This window comes from Paenibacillus sacheonensis (assembly GCF_009909195.1).
Classification (GTDB): domain Bacteria; phylum Bacillota; class Bacilli; order Paenibacillales; family Paenibacillaceae; genus Paenibacillus_Z; species Paenibacillus_Z sacheonensis.
In genome coordinates this window covers 334888-355222 of record NZ_JAAAMU010000001.1, presented here as the reverse complement: position 1 = coordinate 355222, position 20335 = coordinate 334888, and the positions used below count along the sequence as shown (strand labels likewise).

The window sequence follows — 20335 nt, the reverse complement described above, 5'->3', positions numbered from 1 at the left end:
GTCAAAGTATTTTGATCGTAAGCCGGAGCCGCTGACGCTAAGTTTGCTGCTCCGCAACCATGCGGTTGGTCAACCTGCCAAGCTTCTCGATCGGCTGCAGATACTGCTGTTTCTCCGGCGGGTAACCGATAATGACGCCCTCCGGCGTCCCGGTAAGGATGACGTCGCCGGGCACGAGCGTCATATGCCGCGAGATGTAGCTGACGATCTCGTCGACGGCGAAAATCATGTCCGACGTATGCGACGACTGGCGCGTCTCTCCGTTCACGGTGCTGCCGATTGCCAGGTCGTTCGGATTGCCGGCCTCGTCCGCCGTCACGAGATACGGTGCGCGGGTACGCAGGCGCCCAGCTTCAGATCGTCTTCGCTGCGGAAACAGGCGGAATCCGCTTCGTTCGCCAATCGCCGCAAGGCGGCCAGCGCCTCTGCCCCGCCTTCGATGGCTTCCTGGACGGAAACCGGAATGCCGTCTCCCGCCGACGACGCGGCGGCGACGTCCAGCACGCCTCTGTCCGTGACGACGCCTAGTTTGGATAATCCGTTATCGAAGAAGTGAACCAGTTTCATTCATGAGATGCCTCCTAAAATGCTTCTAGGTGCTTGGCTTGAACATGCTTCCCGGTCTGCTCATTTACGCTCTCGAGCTCATGGGATCGGTCTGATGCGACCGGAATTCCGGGCCGGTCACGTTGCCGTCGCCATCGATCCCCTCCACGGCACGATAGCCGTCGTACACGGTCGCCACGATATCGAACAGGGCGGTCTGTCCGGGCTCCAGCGTCTTGTGGGTGCCGCGCTCCACCCCGTCCGCGAGGCCCGCTGGGTAGCCCGTGCACGGTTCCAGCACGACGGTTTGGAGCTCGCGCCATCCGCCGTAGGACGCGAAGATCCAGCAGCTCGGCAGCGCCTCGCGGTCGTAGCTGAGGCCGAAGCCTATGCCGTCCTTCGTGTCCGTGAGCGCGCACCAGCCCGCTCTCATCTTCGTCGCGTATTGGAATTCGCTCACGCCCGAGCCGAACGGGAGCACCTGGCGCATATCGTGCAGGCTGCCGTCCGCTCCTTCGGCGTACGGCCATGCATAATCGTACGAAGTCCTGCCCGTCCTCGGGGAGCCGAAGCTCTCCATCCGGACTTCTTCCGCAGGCAGATCGATGCGGTAAGACTCGTTCGCCGACATCGCGGCATGCAACTTCCACAGGTAAGGCTGCGGCCTGCGGCCCTTATTCTCGATCGCATGCCGGAAACGCAGCTTGGCCTCGCCTGCCCGCAGCGTAATCGTCTTCACGATCCGCGTCGCGCTGATCGGCGTCTCTACCCACAGCCGCAGCACGGCCTCTTGCTCGTCGCTTCGCTCGATCGCGCAGTGCCAAGGCAAGGTCCAGATTTCGCCATGGTCGGGAAACGTCTCGCCGCCGATCGATTCCGTTTCGTCGTTCGGGTACAGCTCGTCCCAGCCGCCGAAGAAATGATCGTCGTACGACGCGTGAAGCTGCAGCTTCCTTGGCGTCATGCGCGGATGATGCCACAGCAGCTCCTTATCGCGCGGCTTATAGACGATTTGCCAGATCTTCGCCCCAAGCTCCGGCATAACGACGACCCGCAGCTTTTCATTCTCCATCACGACGGTGCGGATCTCGTTATACGTCCAATTCGTGTCGACCTTTACGCCCATATCAGACGCTCCCTCCGGCTTTAATCGTGCCGAATACCGGCATTATCCCTCTCCTCCAGGCACGAGCAGCACCTTCGACAGGCTGCCCGGGCTCGCGATCAGCCGCTTGTACCAGGCGGCGCCTTCCGACAGCGGCACTTCCACGACGCCGTCCGCAAGGCCGATGCGTCCTTCCTCGATCCAGCGCAGCGCCAGGCGGAAGTTCGAATCCGAGTATGCGAACGAGCCGGTCATCGCGATTTCGCTGCGGATGGAAGCGTTGACAGGCAGGGAGGACTGCTCCTCGTGCAGGCCCGTGAAGACGACGCGTCCGCCCGACGTGCAGGCCAGCACGCATTGACCGCGCGTCAAGCTCGCTCCCACCGCATCGATGGCGATATCCACGCCGGCGCCTGCCGTTAGCCGTTTCACTTCCCCCAGCGTATCCGTGCTTGCCGGATGGACCGTATGCGCGGCGCCCAGCTTGCGTGCGATCGCCAGCCGCTCCTCGTTCATGTCGACGGCGATGACGTCCCGCACGCCGTACTGCAGCACGGCTTGCAGCGCCAGCAGCCCGATCGGCCCCATGCCCAGGATGAGCACCCTATCCGAGGGCTTCGGGCTAGCGAGCTCGGCCGCTCGAATCGCGCAAGCCGCGGGCTCCGTCATCGCGGCTTGCTGCAGGGTGACCGAATCCGGCACGGGGAGCACGAAATCGGCCGGAATCGCCACGTACTGCGCGTTGCTGCCCGGCAGCGCCGCGGACAGCAGCTTGCGGCTTCCGCACAGCTGCTGACGGCCGCTCGCGCACTTCTCGCAGCGCCCGCAGGTGACGAGCGGGTTCGCCGTCACGCGCTGGCCGACGGTCCATTGTCCCGAAGCAGCCGCATCCGCCCCCATCGAGGCGATGGTGCCCGCGAATTCATGTCCGAAGATCATCGGCGGCTTTCGCAGCGCGTTGTGCCCCAGGAAGCCGCTTAATTCGGAGCCGCAAATGCCGGAATAGGCGACCGCGACCAATAATTCGTCCGCGCCGGGAGCCGGCGTCTCGACCTCCCGCATGTTCATCGTTTCGGGTCCTTCATAGACTAAAGCTTGCATGCCAGCAGGCCTCCTTATCGTTCATCGAATGCTCGAAGATAACGGCGCCGTACGACGCTAGAATGTAATCGACAGCCCGCCGTCGACAGGCACGATCGCTCCGCACATGTACGACGCGTCGTCCGAGGCGAGGAAGGCGATCACGCCCGCAGCTTCCTCCGGCTGGCCTTGGCGCCGCTGGGCGATCTTGCCCCGGGCGACGTAAATATCCTTGAACCAGTCGGTCTCATGCTCCATTACGCCGTCGACGAACGACATCGGCGTCTCGATGAAGCCGAGCGCGACGGCATTGACGCGGATGCCCGCATCGATCAGCTCGATCGCGGTATTCCGCGTCAGCTGGTCCATCGCGCCCTTGCCCGCGTTGTAGCTGGACGACTCCGGCAGCGCGCGGCTGCCGTTGATCGACGAAACGTTGACGATGGCCCCCCGCGCCCCGCAGGCTTGCATCAGCGCCGCTCCCGCCTGCGTGCAATAATAGGTTCCGTTCACGATAATGTCGAACACATGCCGCCATTCTTTCATCTTCGAACCCAGAAACGCCATCGGCTCGAACGTTGCCGCGTTGTTCACGAGAATGTCCAGCCTGCCGTGCAAGCGTTCGAGTTCCCCGAACATCGCCGCCACGGATGCCTCGTCCGATACGTCGCCGGCGATGAACGCCGCATCGAACCCGGCTTCCCGCAGCGCTGCGGCCGCCGCAGCGCCGACATCCGCGCGGCGTCCGGTCATGACCACCGATGCGCCTTCCGAAGCGAGACGCCGCGCCGTCGCATACCCGACGCCGGTCGCGCCTCCCGTAATGAAAGCGACCTTGCCCGCGAATCTGCCCGTATTTGCCATGATCGTTCAGCCTCCTAGTTAACGCGGAATTTGTTCACGACCGCTTCGTCGACCGTGATGCCAAGACCCGGACGATCCGGTACATGGACATAGCCGTCCTTGAAAACGATCGGCTCGGATACGAGGTCGCGCGCCAGCGGAGACGTGGATACCGTATGCTCGATCATAAAGCCGTTCGGGATCGCAGCCGCGAAATGCGTGCTGGCCGCCACGAGAATACCGGTTTTGAATGCATGCGGAACGACCTTCTTATGGCGCTCGTTCGCCATGTAGGCGATTCGCCTGCCTTCGGTCAATCCGCCGCAGCGGCCCAGATCCGGCTGGACGATGTCGTGCCCGCCGTCTTCGATCAGCCGCCGGAACGCCGTCACGCCGCTCTCCTGCTCGCCGCCGGCAATGCGCAGCGACGTCCGGGAGGACAGTTCCTTATACCCTGCGAGGTCTTCCGGATGAAGCGGCTCTTCGAGCCAATAAACGCCGTGCTTCTCGTAAATATCCGCCATGCGCAGCGCGCCCTTTAGGTCCCATGCGAGACCGCCGTCGATCATGACGTCGATGTCCCGGCCGACGGCTTCGCGGATCGCCCGGATCTGTTCCTCGTCGAAACGGACGTCCCGTCCGATCGGCCCCCAGCCGAACTTCATCGCTTTATAGCCTTGGGTAACGAACTGCTCCGCCAAACGAACCGCTTCCGCGATCGTGTCCGGCATAAGCGAGCTCGCGTACGCCTTCAGCGTCCTGCGGTACGTGCCGCCGAGCATTGCAGATACGGGCCGGCCGGCCTTCTTGCCCGCGATGTCCCAGAGCGCCATATCGATCCCGCTCATCGCGTGCATCGCCGGACCTCCGCGGCCGAAATAAATGGTGCCACGGTACATTTTGTCCCACAGCCGCTCGATATCGAGCGGATCCTCGCCGATCAGCAGCGAACGCAGGCCTGTCGCGATGGAGTGCGACGGAGGCGCGTCGATGGCGGCTTTCGCCACGAGCGGAACGGAATCGACTTCGCCGCAGCCCGTAATGCCCTCGTCCGTATGGACGCGGATCATGAGCGTATCCTGCGTTCCGTCGCATCGCTCCGCATCCAGATCCGGCAAACGCAGATAAATCGATTCGACTTCGGTGATTTTCATGGCCATATCCCCTCTTTTCGTAAAGTTCCGGTGACGGTGCATGACCTGCGGGGTCACTTATTCGCCGTTATGTAAAATGAATGCGCTTCAACACCATCATTGTAGTCGGTGATTTTGAATATTGTCAACAATATTTATTTGATTGTATACTAGGGTCAATAAGCAATTGTTTCTTCATCCGCGAGCGCTGCTTGAAGTATAATGGTGCGTACGAAGAAGCGACATTCATCCATTCCCACATAGAGGAGTTATGCTACGACATGTCCGAATTTATATTCAAGGAGCAAGCCAACACTTCGCTGCGCGAGAAGGTGACGAACGATCTGCGCGAAGCCATTCTGAACGGCGACCTGGCGCCCGGTGCGAGAATCAAGGAAATGGACATCGCGGAGCAAATGAAGGTCAGCCGCGGACCGATTCGCGAAGCGATCCGCCAGCTTGAGCGCGAGGGCCTGCTCGTGTCCTACCCTTACAAAGAAACGGTCGTCGCCGATCTCGGAGCAAGCGAGGTGCAGCACATTTTGAACCCGATCCGGTTCCATATCGAATGGTACGTGGTGAGGACGTATCTGAATCTTATGGACGATGATTTCTTCGCGAAGCTGCAAGCGATCGTGGACGATATGCACGCCTCCGTCGCCGGCGGCGAGAAGAACCGGCTCGTCGACCTGGATCTGCTGTTCCATCATTCGATTCTCGAACTGGCAACGGAACGAACCGTCATGCTGACCTGGCAAAGCATCGTGAACCAAATCCGGCTTCACTTTGCCAAGAATCTCCCTTTCTTCGATCACGACCATATGGCGTCCGATCATCAGGCCTTGCTCGACGCCTTCCGATCCAAGGAATTGGAACGCATTCAAGCCGCCATCGTCGCCCATCTGGGCAGCGACGAGAATCTGCTTTGCTTTAGCCGGTAGTTGAACGTATCGAGGACGCGAATGGAAGACGTAAGAAGATGTAGGATAACGAAAGAGGCAGTCACGGACGAAGTAACGTCCACGACTGCCTCTCTCTGTTTCTTACATCCATTTGGCATCCTGCCTATTCTGCGGAAGCCCCCGCTTGTCATCAATGAGGCACTGCTTTATTCGCGACCGCCGGTTTGACGTACGCTTGTTTGATCAAGACCAGTACGACCCATCCCAACAAGCCTCCCGATACGTTAAGAATCAGATCGTCCACGTCAAAGCTCCCGATCGCAAAAACGAGCTGCGCGCATTCCAACCCCAAGCTTACGGCCAGGGAAAGCGCTGCCGCCCAAAGAAACGAGAGTACGCCGCGATTCGATAACAAGCCGAAAAATACGCCGCAAGGCAGGAAGATGGCAATATTTCCGATCAAGTTGATTTGATCATGCGGATTCGAGAACCGATGCAGGTTTTGAGCGATGGATTTGAACGGCTCCAAATTGACCGATCGCGAATGACCGTGCAGATACTCGGGATTCACGATCGTGCTTTGAAGCTGATGCCACAGAAACGGAAGATCGGCTGAGCCGAACTTGAACAGGATGATTTTGATTAAGAGATACGCATATAACAAGAATAGTAACGTTCCGATAAACCCCTTCGCATTCTTCATCGTAGGTCTGCCCCCTGCTGTCAAAAATATCGAGTGGCCTTGTTCTCCCTCATGTTAGTGCGAAGTGTTTAATAAAAAAGCAGGGCAAATATAAAGTTTCCATAAAATAAAGCCCTATCACGCAGTCAAACCAAAAACGCCGCGACCGAAGTCGTGACGTTGTTAGCTCCCGCTTATTCCGGCATCGACGCGCTTAGCGGCTGCCCGATTACCCTATCCCTCCTGCTCGATCCTCAGCTATCGATCGCTTAGGACATGAATGCGTGACGATGTAATTAGTTAGTTAAAACAGCTCTCGTAATAGTCCGTCAGCGGGTTCATAAGCGCCATGAAACCCCGCTCGTAGCACTGCCTGTACCGGGCATGCCGGTCCGGATCGGGAACGTACCGTTTACCGTCCGGGCAGCATACCGCATTCGCCGCCTCCCGAAAAGACCCGTATACGCCGGCGCCGACGCCGGCGGAGAGCGCCGCGCCGAGCAGCGTCGCTTCGGCCGTGCCGGGCACGATGAGCTCGGCACCCGAGACGTCCGCTTTGATTTGAAGCCAAACCTCGTTCTTGGCGCCTCCGCCGACAACCTTCATCCGCTCGATCGGACTGCCGCCGATGCGCTCCGCGCTTCTGCGCATCAGCTCCACTTGATAGGCATTTCCTTCGAGTACGGCTTTGATCAGGTCTCCCTTGCCGTGCTTGGCGGTCAAGCCGATAAACGCGGCTTTCGCCGCTTGGTTCATCCTCGGCGATCCGCTCCCGGACAAATACGGGAAATACAGGATGCCCGTAGGATCGGGACCCGTGGACGAAAGCAGCTTCATGATCGCCGCATAAGAGAGCGTCCCGTCCCCGATCGTCTCCCGCAGCCATTCGACGGAACCGCCGGAAGCGGAATGTCCCCCCATCCAGAACATCCGATCCGGAAGCGCATGCCGGCCGAACGACATGCCGGACGCGAAATCGGCTTCGGACAGCGCGCGTTCGGCGAACGCGCCGACCAACGTCTCCGCGGTACCCATGGAATTGTAGACGTCATCCCCGCCCGCGGAGCAGGCAAGCGAAGCGGCCGCATGATCGTGTCCCGCCAAACAGACGAAGGGCTCTCCGCTCAGGCCCAATTCCGCCGCTAGAGCGGAATCGACCGTCCCGACGGCGCTGCCCGCCGCGACGACCTCGGGAAACAGCTCCGGCCGGAAGCCGAAATGACAGATGAACGGCGCATCCCATTCGCGGCGGTCGATCCGGTAAACGAACGTCCGGGCGGCCAGTGTCTCGTCCTCGGCCATCCGGCCCGTGAGGCGGTAGGCGATATACGCCGACGCGGAGAGCCAGACGCTCTCCCCTTCGAAGGCCTCGGGGAAACGTTCCTTTAACCAGAGCAGCTTCGCAAGGCCGAATTTAAACGATGCATGCAGGCCGGTACGGAAGAAATGCTCCTTGGCGTCGATTTCCCGTTTCACGAGCTCCGCCTGCGGGATCGAGCAGGTCTCGAACCAAGGCATGACCGGCGAACGCGCCTTCCCGTCCGAAGGGTCCACGAGGAGACCGCTCTCCGCCATGCTGGTAATGCCGACGGCGCGGACACAAGGGCGGTCCGCGGCCGCGGCGACGTCGCGAATGAGCGACGCCGCCGTTTCCCACATTCGTTCCGGATCGTATACGACCGTCCCCGCAGGTCCGGCAGTCTTAATATTCGGCCGTTCCGCCTGCGCGACGGCGATGCCGTCTTCGCGGAACAGGCCCGCTTTCATATTCGTCGATCCAATGTCGATGGCTAGCAGCATAACGCGCAACCTCCTGTAAGCTATACTGGCCGAATCCGGCTAACGCAGTATCGATGCGCTGTCCGTCTCGATATCCAGACGCATGTCGTTCGGTTTAGGCCGCAGGGATCCACGCGAATGCGCAAGCCACGCCGTCCATTGCTCCGGCGCCGCGGGAAAGACCAAGCCGCTCAGCCTGCGAAGCTGCAGGAGCGCCTGCCGGGCGAGCAGCACGCGCGCATCGGTCAAGTAACCGATCAATACCTCGTAGCCCTCCGCGCTTCCGCAGGCGGCCAGCGCCCGGCCGATCGCGAGCTCCAGCATCGCTCGGCGTTCAAGGAAATAATCCGGCTGGCAGCCCTGCGCCGACTGCTGGTCGCGCAAGAATGGCACGCGGCGCATCGCCTGCAGCGCCGGAATCGCGATCGGATCGCCGAGCCGTTCCGCTCCCTGGCAGACGGCATCGATATAATAGTAAAGTCCTTTAAGCGAGTCCCGGAAATCTTCCGCTTCCGGGTGCAGCAGCTCTGCTGCCCGGTTCCACACGACGGCGCTCCGCTTGTCCTTGGCCTGCGCCAGCGAATACATCAGATAAGCGGGATCGGGCATCGCCCCATGATCCGGCGGCAGCTGCACGTACATGATGTCCGCCGTCCGCGGCGGCAGCGCGCTCCCGGACAGATCCCGAAGGATCGTCTCGATCAGCACGGAAACGCCGGCATTCGAGCCGATCATCGCCAGCGCCTGCGCCAAATGAATCCGTCTCAGCCCTTCCGCGCTGCCGAGCGCGCGTTCCAGAAACGGCGCGATCCGCGGGCCGACGGAGCAAATCTCGACGAACGGAATCGGACCCGCGTGGATCTCGTTCATCCGCATGTTGGAATATTCATAGAGCGGCCGATCCGATTCGATGGAAGCGACCAGACGCTCCAAGTCCTCATCGCCGTAAGCGACCGGACGCAGCGTCCGATCGGACGTGCCTTCCGGCAGCAGTCCGTCATCGGTTAGACGGCGCTGCAGCCTCCGGATATCGACGGCCCTCAGGGCCACCCCCGCGCGCACCGCCTGCACCGCGGCAAGCGCCGCGGCGCCGCCAAGGTTCTCGAGGTCCGCCTGCATGCGGATCGCCGGCAGCGCGTCGTGCGTCGCCGAGACGGCCTTGCCCGCGACAAGCAGGCCGTCGAGTCCTTCCGGCAGCAGCATGCGGTACGGAATTTCGATTTCCAGGTTCGGCGGGATGAGGCCCACGTTCACCCAGTCCGCGCCGCTGACGCCTTTGACGTCGTGATTGCTGAAGTGGACGTTGATCGCGTCCGGCCAGCGCCGGTGCAGCAGCTGATCGGACAGCTTCATGACGACGTCGCCTTTGACGTGCCGGCTCTCGCGGGTCGCGATATACGAACCGTGATCGTGAACGCCGGTCCCGCGCCTGCGCCCGGCCAGAATAGCCCGGGTATAGTCGAGCACGTCCGAGACGTCGACCATGCTCGTGAAATTGTTCTGGATCTTATCCGGAGCCGTGTACTGCGCCAGCGAGTACCACATGACCGTGTGGTCCCGCTCCGAGCCGTACACGTAATCGGCCCCGGCGAAGGCCGCAAGATCGCCGTCGCCGGTCGCGTCGATGACCGCTCCTGCCGTAATCGAAACCGGCCCCCATCGCGTGGCCGCGATGGCGCCGGACACCTTGCTTCCCCGCATGACAGCGCCGAACGCGACGACGTTCAGGAACAGGTCGACGCCGCTTCCGGCGGCCTGCTCGAGCAGCGCGTGCATTTTGGCTTCGATGTTCCACTTATGACCCTTGTAGCGAAGCTCCCGCTGCCGCGCCAGCACGGCGTCCTGAATGCGGGCGGCATAGCCGGCTTTCCGGCCGAACCAGTAGCTGTCTACCCCGCCGAACGTTCCCGTCCCGCCAAGCCCGGGATTCAAATCGACGAGCGCGGTGCGGACGCCTTCGCCGGCCGCCGTGAACGCGGCGCACGCACCGCTGGTGCCGCCGCCCGCGACGAGCACGTCGACGGCAGCACGCACCGGGATCTCCATGGCTCCGACCTCGCGCATGGGGAATACGGCGTCTTGACCACCCAAGACGGGAATGCGCACGGCGAGCTCCGTTTCTTCGGCATGGACAACCGAGGCGCCCAGTACGTCCGCGAAGGCGTCGTTTGCGGCCGGCACGAGGGACGAGCCGGCCGGATGAACGGTCTCGGCGCCGTCTATGGTACCGCAATCGGTTCTTTGCTCTCGGCCTTCCCCGATCGCGGAATCGCCTTCGAATGCCCGGGCTTCGCCGGGTTTAATGACGGCATCGGCTCGGCCGGCAATCGTTGAACCCGCGCCAGCTAACGCCCGGCCAAGCCGCTCGCCCTCGGCAGCCGCGCCGATCGGATCGAGCAGCTCCGTTGCGCCGTGCAGATACACGGCGCGGAATAAAGACCATACGCCCGACGCGACCGTCTCGGCCGTACGTTCGGGCGATGCCGCGGCGATAGGCCTCGCTTCGATCGGCAGCGGTCCCGACAGCTCGTTCGACGATGCGCTGAGCACCGCCTTGACGAAAGCCGGCTCCCGCTGCATCAGGTGGACGGCAAGTCCCATGCTCCTGCGCCTCGCTTCAAGCTCGCGGTTCCGCGCGGCTTCGAGCGTGTTGCCGCTCGGCAGCGTCATCGCGAATTCGGCGTAAACGTGGCCGCGTCCCCGATAGCCCTGTCTCAGGCGGATCTCCCCGCCGTCCGCCCCGATATCGGCGGGTACTGCCATTATTAACGGCTTGGAAACGCCTGGCGCAGAATGCGAGACTTCGTCCAAATCGACATCGACGCCGACGAATTCAAGCGTCCGCATATAACGCGCTTCCCCGCCGCCGCGGTACTCCGTGACCTCTTCGCCGCAGAGCGAGGCCGCGAGGGCCGTCTCCGTCGCGTCGACGACCAGCGGGCCGGCGATCAACTGCCTGCCGGACTTGTTCGCGATCACGACGCCCGCGGCCCGTCCGTCCAGCCGCTCGATACCGACCGGAAGCGAAGCGTACAGGAATCGCACGCCCGCCGCTTCCAGCGCATCCTCCAAGCTCAGCTTGAGCCGGTCCGGATGGAGCGCGGCATACCCGGCTCCTCCCGAATCGGCCGCTCGAATCGAATCCGGTGCTTCATCGTCCTGCCGCTGCGCGTCGAGGATCCGCCCGATCAGCGCAGGGAGCGATTCCCCGGCCGGCGGCAGCTCCAGCCATGGGCGCAGCGTCGCCGTCAGCTCGCTCCCCATGTAGGTTCGCGGCTCGATCAGCCAGACGCGTTTCCCCGCCGCCGCCAGCTCCAGCGCGCAAGCTATGCCCGCCAGCGATCCGCCGATAACGACCGCGTCCGCTTCGCCCAGCACAGGAACCGCCGCGCGCTCCAACTTCAGCTTGTTCATCCGTTCCGCTCCTCCCCGTTCCGCTTCAACGATCGCGGGTTATGCCTTTATGCCGTGACGATCTCGATACGCACGGACCGGTCCGGCGAACCGCCGTCGATCTCGTAGACATAGTCGCTGATCTGTTTGATCGCGGCGGGTTCCCCGTTCACGCTCGCGCGCTCCGGATGCGCCTTGGCGGCAAACGCGAACCGTCCGCCTTCGCGCAGCGTGACGATCGTCCTGTCGCCATCCGCTGCACATGCCGCGATCGAAGCCGGCGAGATGTATTTGTCCGCGAGACCGATCGGCGTCACGCTCCCGGCGACCGGCACGACCGCGAACAGAGCATAGCCGTTTTCTTCCAAACGGATGGCTTCGCGCTGGCCGGCCTTCATGAACGAGCAGCTTTGGGTAAAATGCTCGTACACGGCGAACTCTTCGCCCGCGAGGCCCGGCACGTCGCCAGGTCCGATGAAGCCGTCGACCGGCGCCGCATCCGGATGGATGTGGAACGCCGCCACGACGCCCGCGCCTCCGGCCGTATTCCACAGCTTGAGCGGTACCGGCTGCACGGCCGGATCGGCGAGCAGGCAGTCCGGCGTCGGATTCGCCGTGCCTTCGCAGCGAATGATCGTCCCGCCCGCGTAGATCAACGGCCAGACGTTCGCGGGATTCGTGTTCCCCGGGGCGTCGCTGATATAGATCGGCCCCCCGCTGACCGAACGAAGAACCGCGTTCTGTTTGTCGTCATGGTTGTTGGACCAGTACATATCCCAGTCGCCCCAATAGAACGCTCCGTGGTAATAGGAATTGTAGCCGTTCTGAAGCGCATGCTCCGGGAAGCCCCGCTTCTCCTGGGGAACGAAGTCGTCGCTGTTGCGCGAGATCGCCGATTTCGGCCGGTGCCATACGTTCTCGGACGCCATGCCCATGCAATTGATGATCGTGTCGTTGAAATGCAGCGCGACCGAAGCTTCGAGCGCTTCGTGCGCCGCCGCGGTCGCTTCGCCGACGGAACGGCGTTCCTTCATATAATTGAGCACGGAGCTTTGTCCGTCCACTTTGACGAAATCGATGCCTTGCCGGCGCAGGAAACCATGCCACGCATGCCAGAAGCCGAAACCCCGGCCCGCGTCCGGATATGGCACGAGGTTGCCCCGAGGCACTTGATACAACGACTCGCGGCTCGTCTTGGCGATGCCGCTTTCCTCGTGGATGCCGCCCCAGTACCCGACGATCGTATGCCAGACGCCGACGTGGCGGATGCCGAAGCGCGATTTAAGCGCGGATACGGTCCGCTTCAGTCCGCCTGGAAATTTGACGGGATCGGCTTCGAACGCCATCAGCTTGCCGTCCTTCGTATCGGACCAGCCGTCGTCGATCATCACCCAGCCGACTGGAAGTCCGAGTCCTTGCAGCTCCTCGGCTTTCGCGAGCAGCCCGGCTTCGTCGACCTGATGATAGAACGCGTCCCAGCTGCACCAGCCGAGGCGGTCGAGCGGCTCCGGGTACGTTTTGCCTTCGCGCGAGAGCGTCGGGTAGTCCAGCGCCTTCAGCGCGGCGTCGAGGTTCGACTGCACGAGCCGATAAGGATCGTCGCCGGCCGCTAATGCGAACGCCAGCGTATCGCATCGCCGATGGCCGCTCTCGTAGGCGGACAGCCGCAGCGCGAATCCGCCGTCCGCGCCGGCGGCGTCCGTGCGCCAAGCTGCGCCGACGACCGGCAGCAGATGATAATAACCGCCGGCCGTTTGCCAGACGATAGACTGCGTCCGTGCCGGCAGACGCGCCGGGTCCGTATCGAAGTGGGGACGCGTCCACCAGTCTTTGTGCTGATAATTGGCCATCAGGCCATCGATCGCTTCCAGCGGACGGATCGTCACGACGATGGCGTGCTCCGCCGCGAACGCGCGCTGACTGCCGAAATCGTTGTCGTTCATCGTCTCCGCGCTCACGCTCGCGAGCACGGCGCCATTATCGGCCACGGACACGCGCAGCTGCGCGCGGACCGTGTCGGCTTCGTTTGCGAAGCGGTAGACGACCGCTCCCTGCCCGTTCTCCTGCTCGGTCCCTCTCGGCATCAGCGCCTCCGGTCGATCTTGGCCATCCAGCTTGACAGCGATGTCAAACGGGCCGAACGCGGCCCTCGCAGGTTCCGGGGTTACGCGAAAAGCGCCTTTCTCGTTAAACTCAAACATGGCTGTCGGTCCCTCCTGCCTCTTCCGAATTCATTTCTATGTCTATCTGCAGTTCCATATTGATCTACATTTCTATGTCTATCTGCATTGCTATTCCTATCTGCGCCGCTGCCTCTGGTTCATGCTTTCTTCCCGATTGGCGCCTATCCCAACGCGTATAAGGCCACCGATAAACTCGCCGCGTCGCCGACATGCTCGCCGAGCCCGGAAGGCACGATTTCGCACGCCGCCAGCGACAGCGGCAAGGCTTCGCGAGCCAGCTCTTCCATGACGATCGGTCGCAGCAAGGCTTCCTGCCTCGCGTAAATGCTTCCGATGACGATGCGCTCGGGATTGAGCAGATCGATCAGAAGCGCAAGGCCCCGACCGAGCTTCCGTCCGACGATGCCGACGACCTCAAGCGCCAACGCATCCCCATCGTTCGCGGCGTCGAACACCGCTTTGGCCGTAATGCCTTCCAGACCTGCGGCATCCGGGCAGATCGCGGTCGTCCCGCCCTCCCGAATACGCCGTTCGGCCATGGCGCGTCCCAGCCGCGCGATGCCGCCGCCGCTGCAGAACCCTTCGAAGGAGCCCGCCTTGCCGTACCCGACGGGGCCGTCGTTCTCGAGCCGCATATGGCCCGCTTCCCCCGCCATGTCCGTAATGCCCGCGTACAGGCTGCCGTTCAGGATCAACCCCGCGCCCATGCCCGTTCCGAACGTCAGGAAGACCATGTTCGCGACGCCCTGTCCCGCGCCCCAGCGCCATTCGGCCAGCGCGCAGGCGTTGGCGTCGTTCTGCAGCGCGACGGGTACCCCGAAGCGCTCCCGCAGCGGCGTCACGACATCGATGCCGTCCCAGCCGGGGAGGTTCGGCGGAGACAGCACGAGGCCGCGGCGGCTGTCGAGCGGCCCGCCGCAGCTGATGCCGATTGCCTGCAGCGGACCCGTTTCCGTATGCTTGGACAACAGTTCCCCCAGCGCTTCGCCGAACTGCCGGATCGCCTCGGCCGGCGTCGGCGGCGTCGGGAAGCCGCGCTTCGCCAGGATGTCGACCCTGCCGCCCTCGGCGATGCCGAGCACGGCTGCGCATTTGGTCCCGCCGATATCGAACCCTCCTAGCAGCATGCTCATGCGAAGAAAGCCTCCTCGAGCAGCATGCAGAGCACGTGATAGATCGGAAGATGCCGCTCCTGAATGTCCGGCGTGCCGTCGTACGGGACGCACACCGTAACGTCGCACAGCTCCTTCAGCCGGCCGCCGCCTTGACCCGTCAAGCCGATCGTCGCCATGCCGAGCGATTTGGCCACTTGCACGGCGCGGACGACATTGGCCGAGTTGCCCGACGTGCTGAACACGACGAGCGTGTCTTCCGGTCTTCCATAGCCGTACACCTGCTGCGCGAACACCATGTCCGCGGCGACGTCGTTGATGTACGCCGTCGCGAGCGCGCTCTGGCTGACCAGCGAGATCGCCGGCAGCGCGCCCTGCAGCCGGTCGGCGATATACGCGCCCTCTTCGCCGTGAACGAGCATTTTCTCCCGTTCGGCAGCCGGCAGCGGGCGCTGCGACATGAAGCCCTTCATCAGCTCGCCGACGACGTGCTCGCAGTCCGCGGCGCTGCCGCCGTTGCCCGCCAGCAGCATTTTGCCGCCCTTGCGGAAGGAGGCTTCCATCGCCTCGAACGCCTGCCGGATCTGCTCCCTGCAGGGCTCAAGATCGGGGTATTTCACGAAAAGTCCGTTGAACGTTGCGCTCATCGCAATCCCTTCTTTCTATATAATCGTTAAAGCGCCTAGTCGCTATAGGCGTTGTTATCGTTGCAGTCTGTAGTCGCAGTAAAAAATACAATCATGGCAATCAATGCAATCAATTCAAGCACCGCGATCACTGAATCAATGCAATCACAGCAATTACTGCAATTACTACAATTACAGCAATTACTGCAATTACAGCAATCACAGCAATCACAGCAACCACAGCAATCGTCAACCGCCGGAGCTTTTATTCCGCCGCTTCCTTCAAATGAGCGATCGCCTTGACGAAGAACGGCTCGCTGCCGAAGCTGCCGGATTTGAGCACCAGCCGATACGGCTCGCCGCCTAGCGCGAGGCACGAAGGCAGGCCGGGCTCGATCTCCCTCAGCAGCCGCAAGCCCGCGACGCCAAGCGCGGCGCAGACCGCCGCCGACGTCTCGCCGCCCGCGACGAGCAGCTTCCGCGCGCCGGCCCGCTCCGCGACGGCCGCCACGACCGACGACAGCGCCTCGGATACGTCGCGCGAAATGTCCGTATTGCCGCTGCCGAGCGTCTTCGCGATCCGTTTCGTTTCCGCGACTTTCTCCGGGTCGTTGGAGGCATGCAGCAGCACGTCCCGTCCCGCCCGCAGCTCCGCGCTCGCCTGCTCGATCAGCAGCGCGAGATGCGATTCTTTCTCCGACGGCCGCAGCAGGACGAGCGAGTCGAGCTCGAACGCCGCGATGCCGCTTCGTTTCGCGTACGCGACCTGCGCAGCCGTCTGCGGCATCAGGCTTCCGGCCGCGCACAAGACGCCGCCTTCGGCCGATTTCGGCGATGCTTCGCCGCTCCGAACCGCTTCGCCCGATCGACTGCCTATTGCGTTTGCAGGCGCATCGCTTTCGCCGAGCGCCTCGCTCTTCCCATCGTTTCTCGCTGCTTCGCCGGCCGTTTCACCGTTTCCGGCCAAGCCCTTCCCCGCAAGCAGTACCGCCGACTCCTCCGACAGCGCGGAGCTCCCGCACAGGATCGGTTCATCCTGCGCCGCTTCGGCGATGATCCGCAGCGAGCGTTGGTCGCGAACGTCGAGAATCAGATACGCGCATTCCGAGCGCATCCGGTCGATCTCCGCGCGCAGCGCCGCGGGGCCTTGTTCGATCGTTTCGATCGGCACGAGCGCCACGGGACGTTTCGTCTGCTTCCGCAAAATCGATACGAGGTTGGATTCGGTCATCGGGTGAACGGGATCGCGCCGGAACTCCGATTCCTCCAGCAGCTTGCCGTGGACGTAATGCACGCCGCCGAGCGTCGTCCTGCCGTTCTTCGGGAAGCCGAGCACGACGACGGCGAACGAGGCGCCGAGCGTATCCAGCATGGCATCGAACTCCGGTCCGATATTCCCGCGGAACACGGAGCAGGTTTTATTGACGAACCGGTCGCAGCCGGCCTCCCGCAGTTCTCGCGTCGCGGCTGCGACTTTGCGATAAGCGATCTCCGGGCTGTCGAGCCGGGAGTTCGTATCGATAACGAGCACGTCCGGCCGGTCCGCGGCATCCGCCGCTGCCGGATTCCACGAGTCGAGCGGGTACACGTCCGTCCGCAGGCCAGCCTTCGCGTACATGATGCCGATGTCGTTCGCGCCGGTAATATCGTCCGCGACGATGCCGATCATCGCTTTCATGGCTGCCACGTCCTTCTTGCGCGATAGCCGGAGCGCTCCAGGAAATCGCGTTCGACCGTCTTCGGCAGCCGGTTCAAGGAGATGCCCGCTCCCAACGCCTCCACGACCATCCGGCACGCCATTTCCAGCGTCTGCAAGGCCATCCGCGCTTCCTTCACGTTCACGTCGTACACAAGCACGCCGTGATTGTTCAGCAGCAGCACGTTCGCCGACTTCGCTTTCTCCCGAACCGCCTCGCCGAGCGCGGCCGACCCGGGATGATGGTAGCCGACCCGTTCGATCCGCTCCAGATAATACATCGTCTCCACGAACAAGCCGGATGGAATCGGCTCGGCCGCGCAGGCGAACATCGTGCTGTAGAACGGAGAGGCATGCAGGACGGCGCCGATCTCGGGCCGTTCTTCATATATCGCCGCATGCATCGGCACTTCCTTGGACGGCTTCTTGCCGATTGCGGCCGCCGCTTGCGATGCCGCCCCCGACATGCCGGAAGACAGGGAACACTCGGCGAAATCATCTTCACCGAGTTCTCCCAGAAACGTGCCCGTCGCCGTGATGAGGAAGCTTCCGTCATCGAGGCGCGCGCTGATATTGCCGGCGTTTCCCCACGCCAGCCCGTTGTCCATCATGTACTTCCCTGCCGCGCGAAGCTCGGCGGCCGTCTTCTCCCGCCCCGTCATCCTACTCGAGCTCCCATTCCAGCATGCTCGTCTCCGTTACCGGAAGATCGGCGTTCGCCGGCACGCGGAACGTCTTGATATCCGACGGCTTGAAGTCGGCACGGATCGAGCGGTTCCACTTCGGCAGCTTGATCTCGGCCGAGGTCGCCCGTTTGTCCGTCTCGTAGCAGCGCACGATCAGATCGTCGTTGTCTTCGGCCTTCTTGATGGCGCTCACGATGATGTTGACTTTGTCGACGGAAACGTACGAGTCCGTCTGCGGCAGCTTGCCTTCGTGGAACGTCTCGATGACCGCGACCGGTTTGCAATTCAGCTCCGAAGCGCGGCGCGCCGTGCCCGCCTGCTCCCACGTGCCTTCATGCGGCAACAGCGAATAGTTGAACTGCTGGATGCCTTGGTCGATGAACGCATATTCTCCGTCCGCGTCCGGGACATAAGGGACATGATGCGCGTAGATCGGGCTTCGCAGCACCGTAAGCGCCATTTCCTTGCTGTGCATGCTGTAGCTGTACTTCGCGTCGTTCATGAGGCTGAGGCCGTAGACGTCGTTCGTCGCCTGCACGATGCCCGTGTAATCGACCCAGTTCTGACCCGGCTCTTCCTCGCCGTTATGCTCCCGTTCGATCGTGCCGTACGGAATCTCGTAGGTTTGCTTGCTGAAGATCACGTTCACCGGGAACACGAGCTTCAGCATCTTGAACTTCTCGCGCCAATCGACCGTTACGCTGACGTCGATCTGCTTGCTGCCGGGATACATCGCAAAATCCTGCACCAGCTTCGAGCTGCCGTATTCGCTGACGACGCGGATGACCGACTTGACCGGTCCGTGCTCGATCCGGAGCACCTTCGCCGCCTTGAACGTTTCCGACGGCCCGTTGAAATGAAGCACGTCATGGCTCCACGTATCCGACGTATCTTCGATGACGACCGGTCTCGCGCCGTCCTTCATGACCTCGAAGTCGAGCGCCTTGTCCTTCAGGCTCTTGATGAAGCCCGTGCTCTTGTCGAATTCAAGGCGAAGCAGGTCGTTCTCCAGCACGAGGTCGCTGGCCGTGATCGGCTCGCCGACCGCTTTGATGGAAGCGGACTCCTTCACGAGCTTGTAGACGCGGTAGCCGAGCGGCGGCAGATCCGCCATGAAGCTCAGCCGGAAGCGGCCGCGAGCGGCTGCCTGCGATTTCACCGTCTGGAACGGCACGGGCTTGCCGGAATCGTCCAGCAGCACGCTCGTATCCTTCATGCCGCCGACTTCGAGCTCCACGTTGACGCGGCTCTGCCACGCATGCGGGTTGAACGCGACGATCGGATGCATCGACTCGTCCTGCTCGATGCCGATGTTCCACGACAATGATTGAACGGCATAATTCAAGGAACGGTCCGCGATCGCCATCGCTTCGCCGAACAGATAGCGCGCGTCGTCGTAGGCTGCCTCCAAGCTCGTGCCGGCGAGAATATCGTGGAACTGGTTGAACAGCACGTTCTTCCATGCGCGGCTGAGATCGGCAAGCGGATACGGCTGACCCGTGACCCACGAGGCGAGCGCAGAGAATTTCTCCGCCGCGATCAGCCGGTTCTCCGCCTGGCGGTTCCACTGCTTAATGCCGGAATGCGCCGCGTAGCAGCCGCTGGCATGATGCTGCAGATCGTCGTGCACGACCGGGAACGATAGGCCGGACTTGACCATATCGTCGAAATATCGGTCAGGCGTCGCGAACTCCAGCTTCGGCAGGTCCGCTTCGCCGTTCATTCTGCGGATGCTCTCGATGTTCTCCTTCGTCGGTCCGCCGCCGTGGTTCCCGACGCCGTAGAACAGCATCAGGTCGTTCAGCGGCTCCTTGAACTCGCCGAGACAGCGGCGCACGTGATTCTCCAGATCCTTGCCCCAGGACAAGTATTCGTACATGATGCGGAACGTCAGCACTTGGGAGCCGTCGTCGGACTGCCACCAGAACGTCCGGCCGGGCAGGCCTTTCTCGTTCGGCATCGGGCGCATCATGACGTAGTAATCCATGCCGCTCTTCTTCAGAATCTGCGGCAGCATGCCGTTATGCCCGAAGCTGTCGACGTTGTAGCCGACCTTGGCCGTCACGCCGAGCTTCTCCTTGAAGTAGCGCTGGCCGTACAAGCCCTGCCGGACGAACGATTCGCCGCTCGGAATGTTGCAGTCGGGCTGGATCCACCAGCCGCCGACGATGTTCCAGCGCCCTTCCGTCACGCGCGCCTGAATTTCCTTGAACATGCCGGGATCGTTGTTCTCGATCCATTCGTACATCGCGGCCGAGCTGGACGTGAAGATGAAATCCTCCGATTCCTTCATCCGGTCGAGCGCGGAGCGGAACGTCGCTTTCGCCTCTTGGAAACCCTCCTGCCATTGCCACAGCCATACCGGATCCAGATGCGCGTTGCCGATCATATAAAGCTTCTTGTCTTTCATCTATGAATGTCATCTCCTATTGAACGAGTTGAAATGAATGCGGTACTGCGCCGTCGATGCGGCTGCTGTCATAGGACGACAGCCGCAGTGGCATAATTACGGCCGCCGTTATACAGGTCTACGACCTCGCTTGCGACTCTACGGCTGCTCTTTCAAGCC

At 62.3% G+C, this 20335-nt stretch carries 15 protein-coding genes and 1 pseudogene; 1 reads left to right on the top strand and 15 read right to left on the bottom strand.

Going from position 1 to position 20335, the window contains the following annotated elements:
• Positions 1-37 precede the first annotated feature (37 nt).
• The 6 genes and pseudogenes from GT003_RS32955 to GT003_RS01340 all read right to left on the bottom strand — a co-directional run.
• Positions 38-328, bottom strand: a pseudogene (locus tag GT003_RS32955) (fumarylacetoacetate hydrolase family protein); the annotation flags it as partial.
• Positions 316-567 (bottom strand): hypothetical protein, encoded by a 252-nt coding sequence (locus GT003_RS32950; RefSeq protein ID WP_338045865.1) that lies wholly within the window; start codon positions 565-567, stop codon positions 316-318. The pseudogene GT003_RS32955 and the gene GT003_RS32950, both read right to left, overlap by 13 nt.
• 64 nt (positions 568-631) lie before the next feature.
• Complete coding sequence (locus GT003_RS01355) at positions 632-1672, bottom strand: aldose epimerase family protein (RefSeq protein WP_161693630.1); 1041 nt, start codon at positions 1670-1672, stop codon at positions 632-634.
• A gap of 42 nt (positions 1673-1714) precedes the next feature.
• Positions 1715-2752 carry a zinc-dependent alcohol dehydrogenase gene (locus GT003_RS01350; protein ID WP_161693628.1) on the bottom strand — a complete coding sequence of 346 codons (1038 nt, stop codon included), beginning with the start codon at positions 2750-2752 and terminating at the stop codon, positions 1715-1717.
• Positions 2753-2809: 57 nt separating this feature from the next.
• Complete coding sequence (locus GT003_RS01345; RefSeq protein ID WP_161693626.1) at positions 2810-3595, bottom strand: SDR family NAD(P)-dependent oxidoreductase; 786 nt, start codon at positions 3593-3595, stop codon at positions 2810-2812.
• A 14-nt stretch (positions 3596-3609) separates the two neighbouring features.
• The gene (locus tag GT003_RS01340; RefSeq protein WP_161693624.1) at positions 3610-4728 is read right to left on the bottom strand and encodes a mandelate racemase/muconate lactonizing enzyme family protein; all 1119 of its coding nucleotides are present in this window, start codon (positions 4726-4728) and stop codon (positions 3610-3612) included.
• A gap of 260 nt (positions 4729-4988) precedes the next feature.
• Between GT003_RS01340 and GT003_RS01335 the strand changes: the two genes are divergently transcribed.
• A complete protein-coding gene (locus GT003_RS01335; protein WP_161693622.1) occupies positions 4989-5648 on the top strand; it encodes a GntR family transcriptional regulator in 660 nt (219 codons plus the stop codon).
• Between the two features lie 151 nt (positions 5649-5799).
• Here the strand turns inward: GT003_RS01335 and GT003_RS01330 are convergent, their stop codons facing one another.
• From GT003_RS01330 to GT003_RS01290, 9 genes are all read right to left on the bottom strand, one after another.
• Positions 5800-6312, bottom strand: a complete 513-nt coding sequence (locus GT003_RS01330) for a VanZ family protein (protein WP_161693620.1) — start codon at positions 6310-6312, stop codon at positions 5800-5802.
• A gap of 279 nt (positions 6313-6591) precedes the next feature.
• On the bottom strand, positions 6592-8091 hold the full coding sequence (locus GT003_RS01325; RefSeq protein WP_161693618.1) for an FGGY-family carbohydrate kinase: 1500 nt from the start codon (positions 8089-8091) through the stop codon (positions 6592-6594).
• A 39-nt stretch (positions 8092-8130) separates the two neighbouring features.
• The gene (locus GT003_RS01320) at positions 8131-11484 is read right to left on the bottom strand and encodes an FAD-dependent oxidoreductase (protein WP_161693616.1); all 3354 of its coding nucleotides are present in this window, start codon (positions 11482-11484) and stop codon (positions 8131-8133) included.
• Positions 11485-11531: 47 nt separating this feature from the next.
• Positions 11532-13664, bottom strand: a complete 2133-nt coding sequence (locus tag GT003_RS01315) for a Sip1-related alpha-galactosidase (protein WP_161693614.1) — start codon at positions 13662-13664, stop codon at positions 11532-11534.
• Between the two features lie 143 nt (positions 13665-13807).
• Entirely contained in the window at positions 13808-14779 is a 972-nt protein-coding gene (locus GT003_RS01310; RefSeq protein WP_239565652.1) for an ROK family protein, read from the bottom strand.
• Complete coding sequence (locus tag GT003_RS01305) at positions 14776-15405, bottom strand: D-sedoheptulose-7-phosphate isomerase (RefSeq protein ID WP_161693612.1); 630 nt, start codon at positions 15403-15405, stop codon at positions 14776-14778. The genes GT003_RS01310 and GT003_RS01305 overlap by 4 nt, the downstream gene beginning before the upstream one ends.
• A gap of 244 nt (positions 15406-15649) precedes the next feature.
• Positions 15650-17062 carry a four-carbon acid sugar kinase family protein gene (locus GT003_RS01300; protein ID WP_161693610.1) on the bottom strand — a complete coding sequence of 471 codons (1413 nt, stop codon included), beginning with the start codon at positions 17060-17062 and terminating at the stop codon, positions 15650-15652.
• A complete protein-coding gene (locus GT003_RS01295) occupies positions 17059-17742 on the bottom strand; it encodes a class II aldolase/adducin family protein (protein WP_161693608.1) in 684 nt (227 codons plus the stop codon). Before GT003_RS01295 ends, GT003_RS01300 begins: the two co-directional genes overlap by 4 nt.
• 1 nt (position 17743) lies before the next feature.
• A complete protein-coding gene (locus tag GT003_RS01290; protein ID WP_161693606.1) occupies positions 17744-20176 on the bottom strand; it encodes an alpha-mannosidase in 2433 nt (810 codons plus the stop codon).
• Positions 20177-20335 lie beyond the last annotated feature (159 nt).

Bases quoted from the DNA above. Each gene is read 5' to 3' on its own strand.
- GT003_RS01350 (WP_161693628.1), bottom strand. From the start codon at position 2,752: ATGCAAGCTTTAGTCTATGAAGGACCCGAAACGATGAACATGCGGGAG.
- GT003_RS01340 (WP_161693624.1), bottom strand. From the start codon at position 4,728: ATGAAAATCACCGAAGTCGAATCGATTTATCTGCGTTTGCCGGATCTG.
- GT003_RS01315 (WP_161693614.1), bottom strand. From the start codon at position 13,664: ATGTTTGAGTTTAACGAGAAAGGCGCTTTTCGCGTAACCCCGGAACCT.
- GT003_RS01335 (WP_161693622.1), top strand. From the start codon at position 4,989: ATGTCCGAATTTATATTCAAGGAGCAAGCCAACACTTCGCTGCGCGAG.
- GT003_RS01355 (WP_161693630.1), bottom strand. From the start codon at position 1,672: ATGGGCGTAAAGGTCGACACGAATTGGACGTATAACGAGATCCGCACC.
- GT003_RS01325 (WP_161693618.1), bottom strand. From the start codon at position 8,091: ATGCTGCTAGCCATCGACATTGGATCGACGAATATGAAAGCGGGCCTG.
- GT003_RS01290 (WP_161693606.1), bottom strand. From the start codon at position 20,176: ATGAAAGACAAGAAGCTTTATATGATCGGCAACGCGCATCTGGATCCG.
- GT003_RS01345 (WP_161693626.1), bottom strand. From the start codon at position 3,595: ATGGCAAATACGGGCAGATTCGCGGGCAAGGTCGCTTTCATTACGGGA.
- GT003_RS01300 (WP_161693610.1), bottom strand. From the start codon at position 17,062: ATGAAAGCGATGATCGGCATCGTCGCGGACGATATTACCGGCGCGAAC.
- GT003_RS32950 (WP_338045865.1), bottom strand. From the start codon at position 567: ATGAAACTGGTTCACTTCTTCGATAACGGATTATCCAAACTAGGCGTC.
- GT003_RS01330 (WP_161693620.1), bottom strand. From the start codon at position 6,312: ATGAAGAATGCGAAGGGGTTTATCGGAACGTTACTATTCTTGTTATAT.
- GT003_RS01305 (WP_161693612.1), bottom strand. From the start codon at position 15,405: ATGAGCGCAACGTTCAACGGACTTTTCGTGAAATACCCCGATCTTGAG.
- GT003_RS01320 (WP_161693616.1), bottom strand. From the start codon at position 11,484: ATGAACAAGCTGAAGTTGGAGCGCGCGGCGGTTCCTGTGCTGGGCGAA.
- GT003_RS01295 (WP_161693608.1), bottom strand. From the start codon at position 17,742: ATGACGGGGCGGGAGAAGACGGCCGCCGAGCTTCGCGCGGCAGGGAAG.
- GT003_RS01310 (WP_239565652.1), bottom strand. From the start codon at position 14,779: ATGAGCATGCTGCTAGGAGGGTTCGATATCGGCGGGACCAAATGCGCA.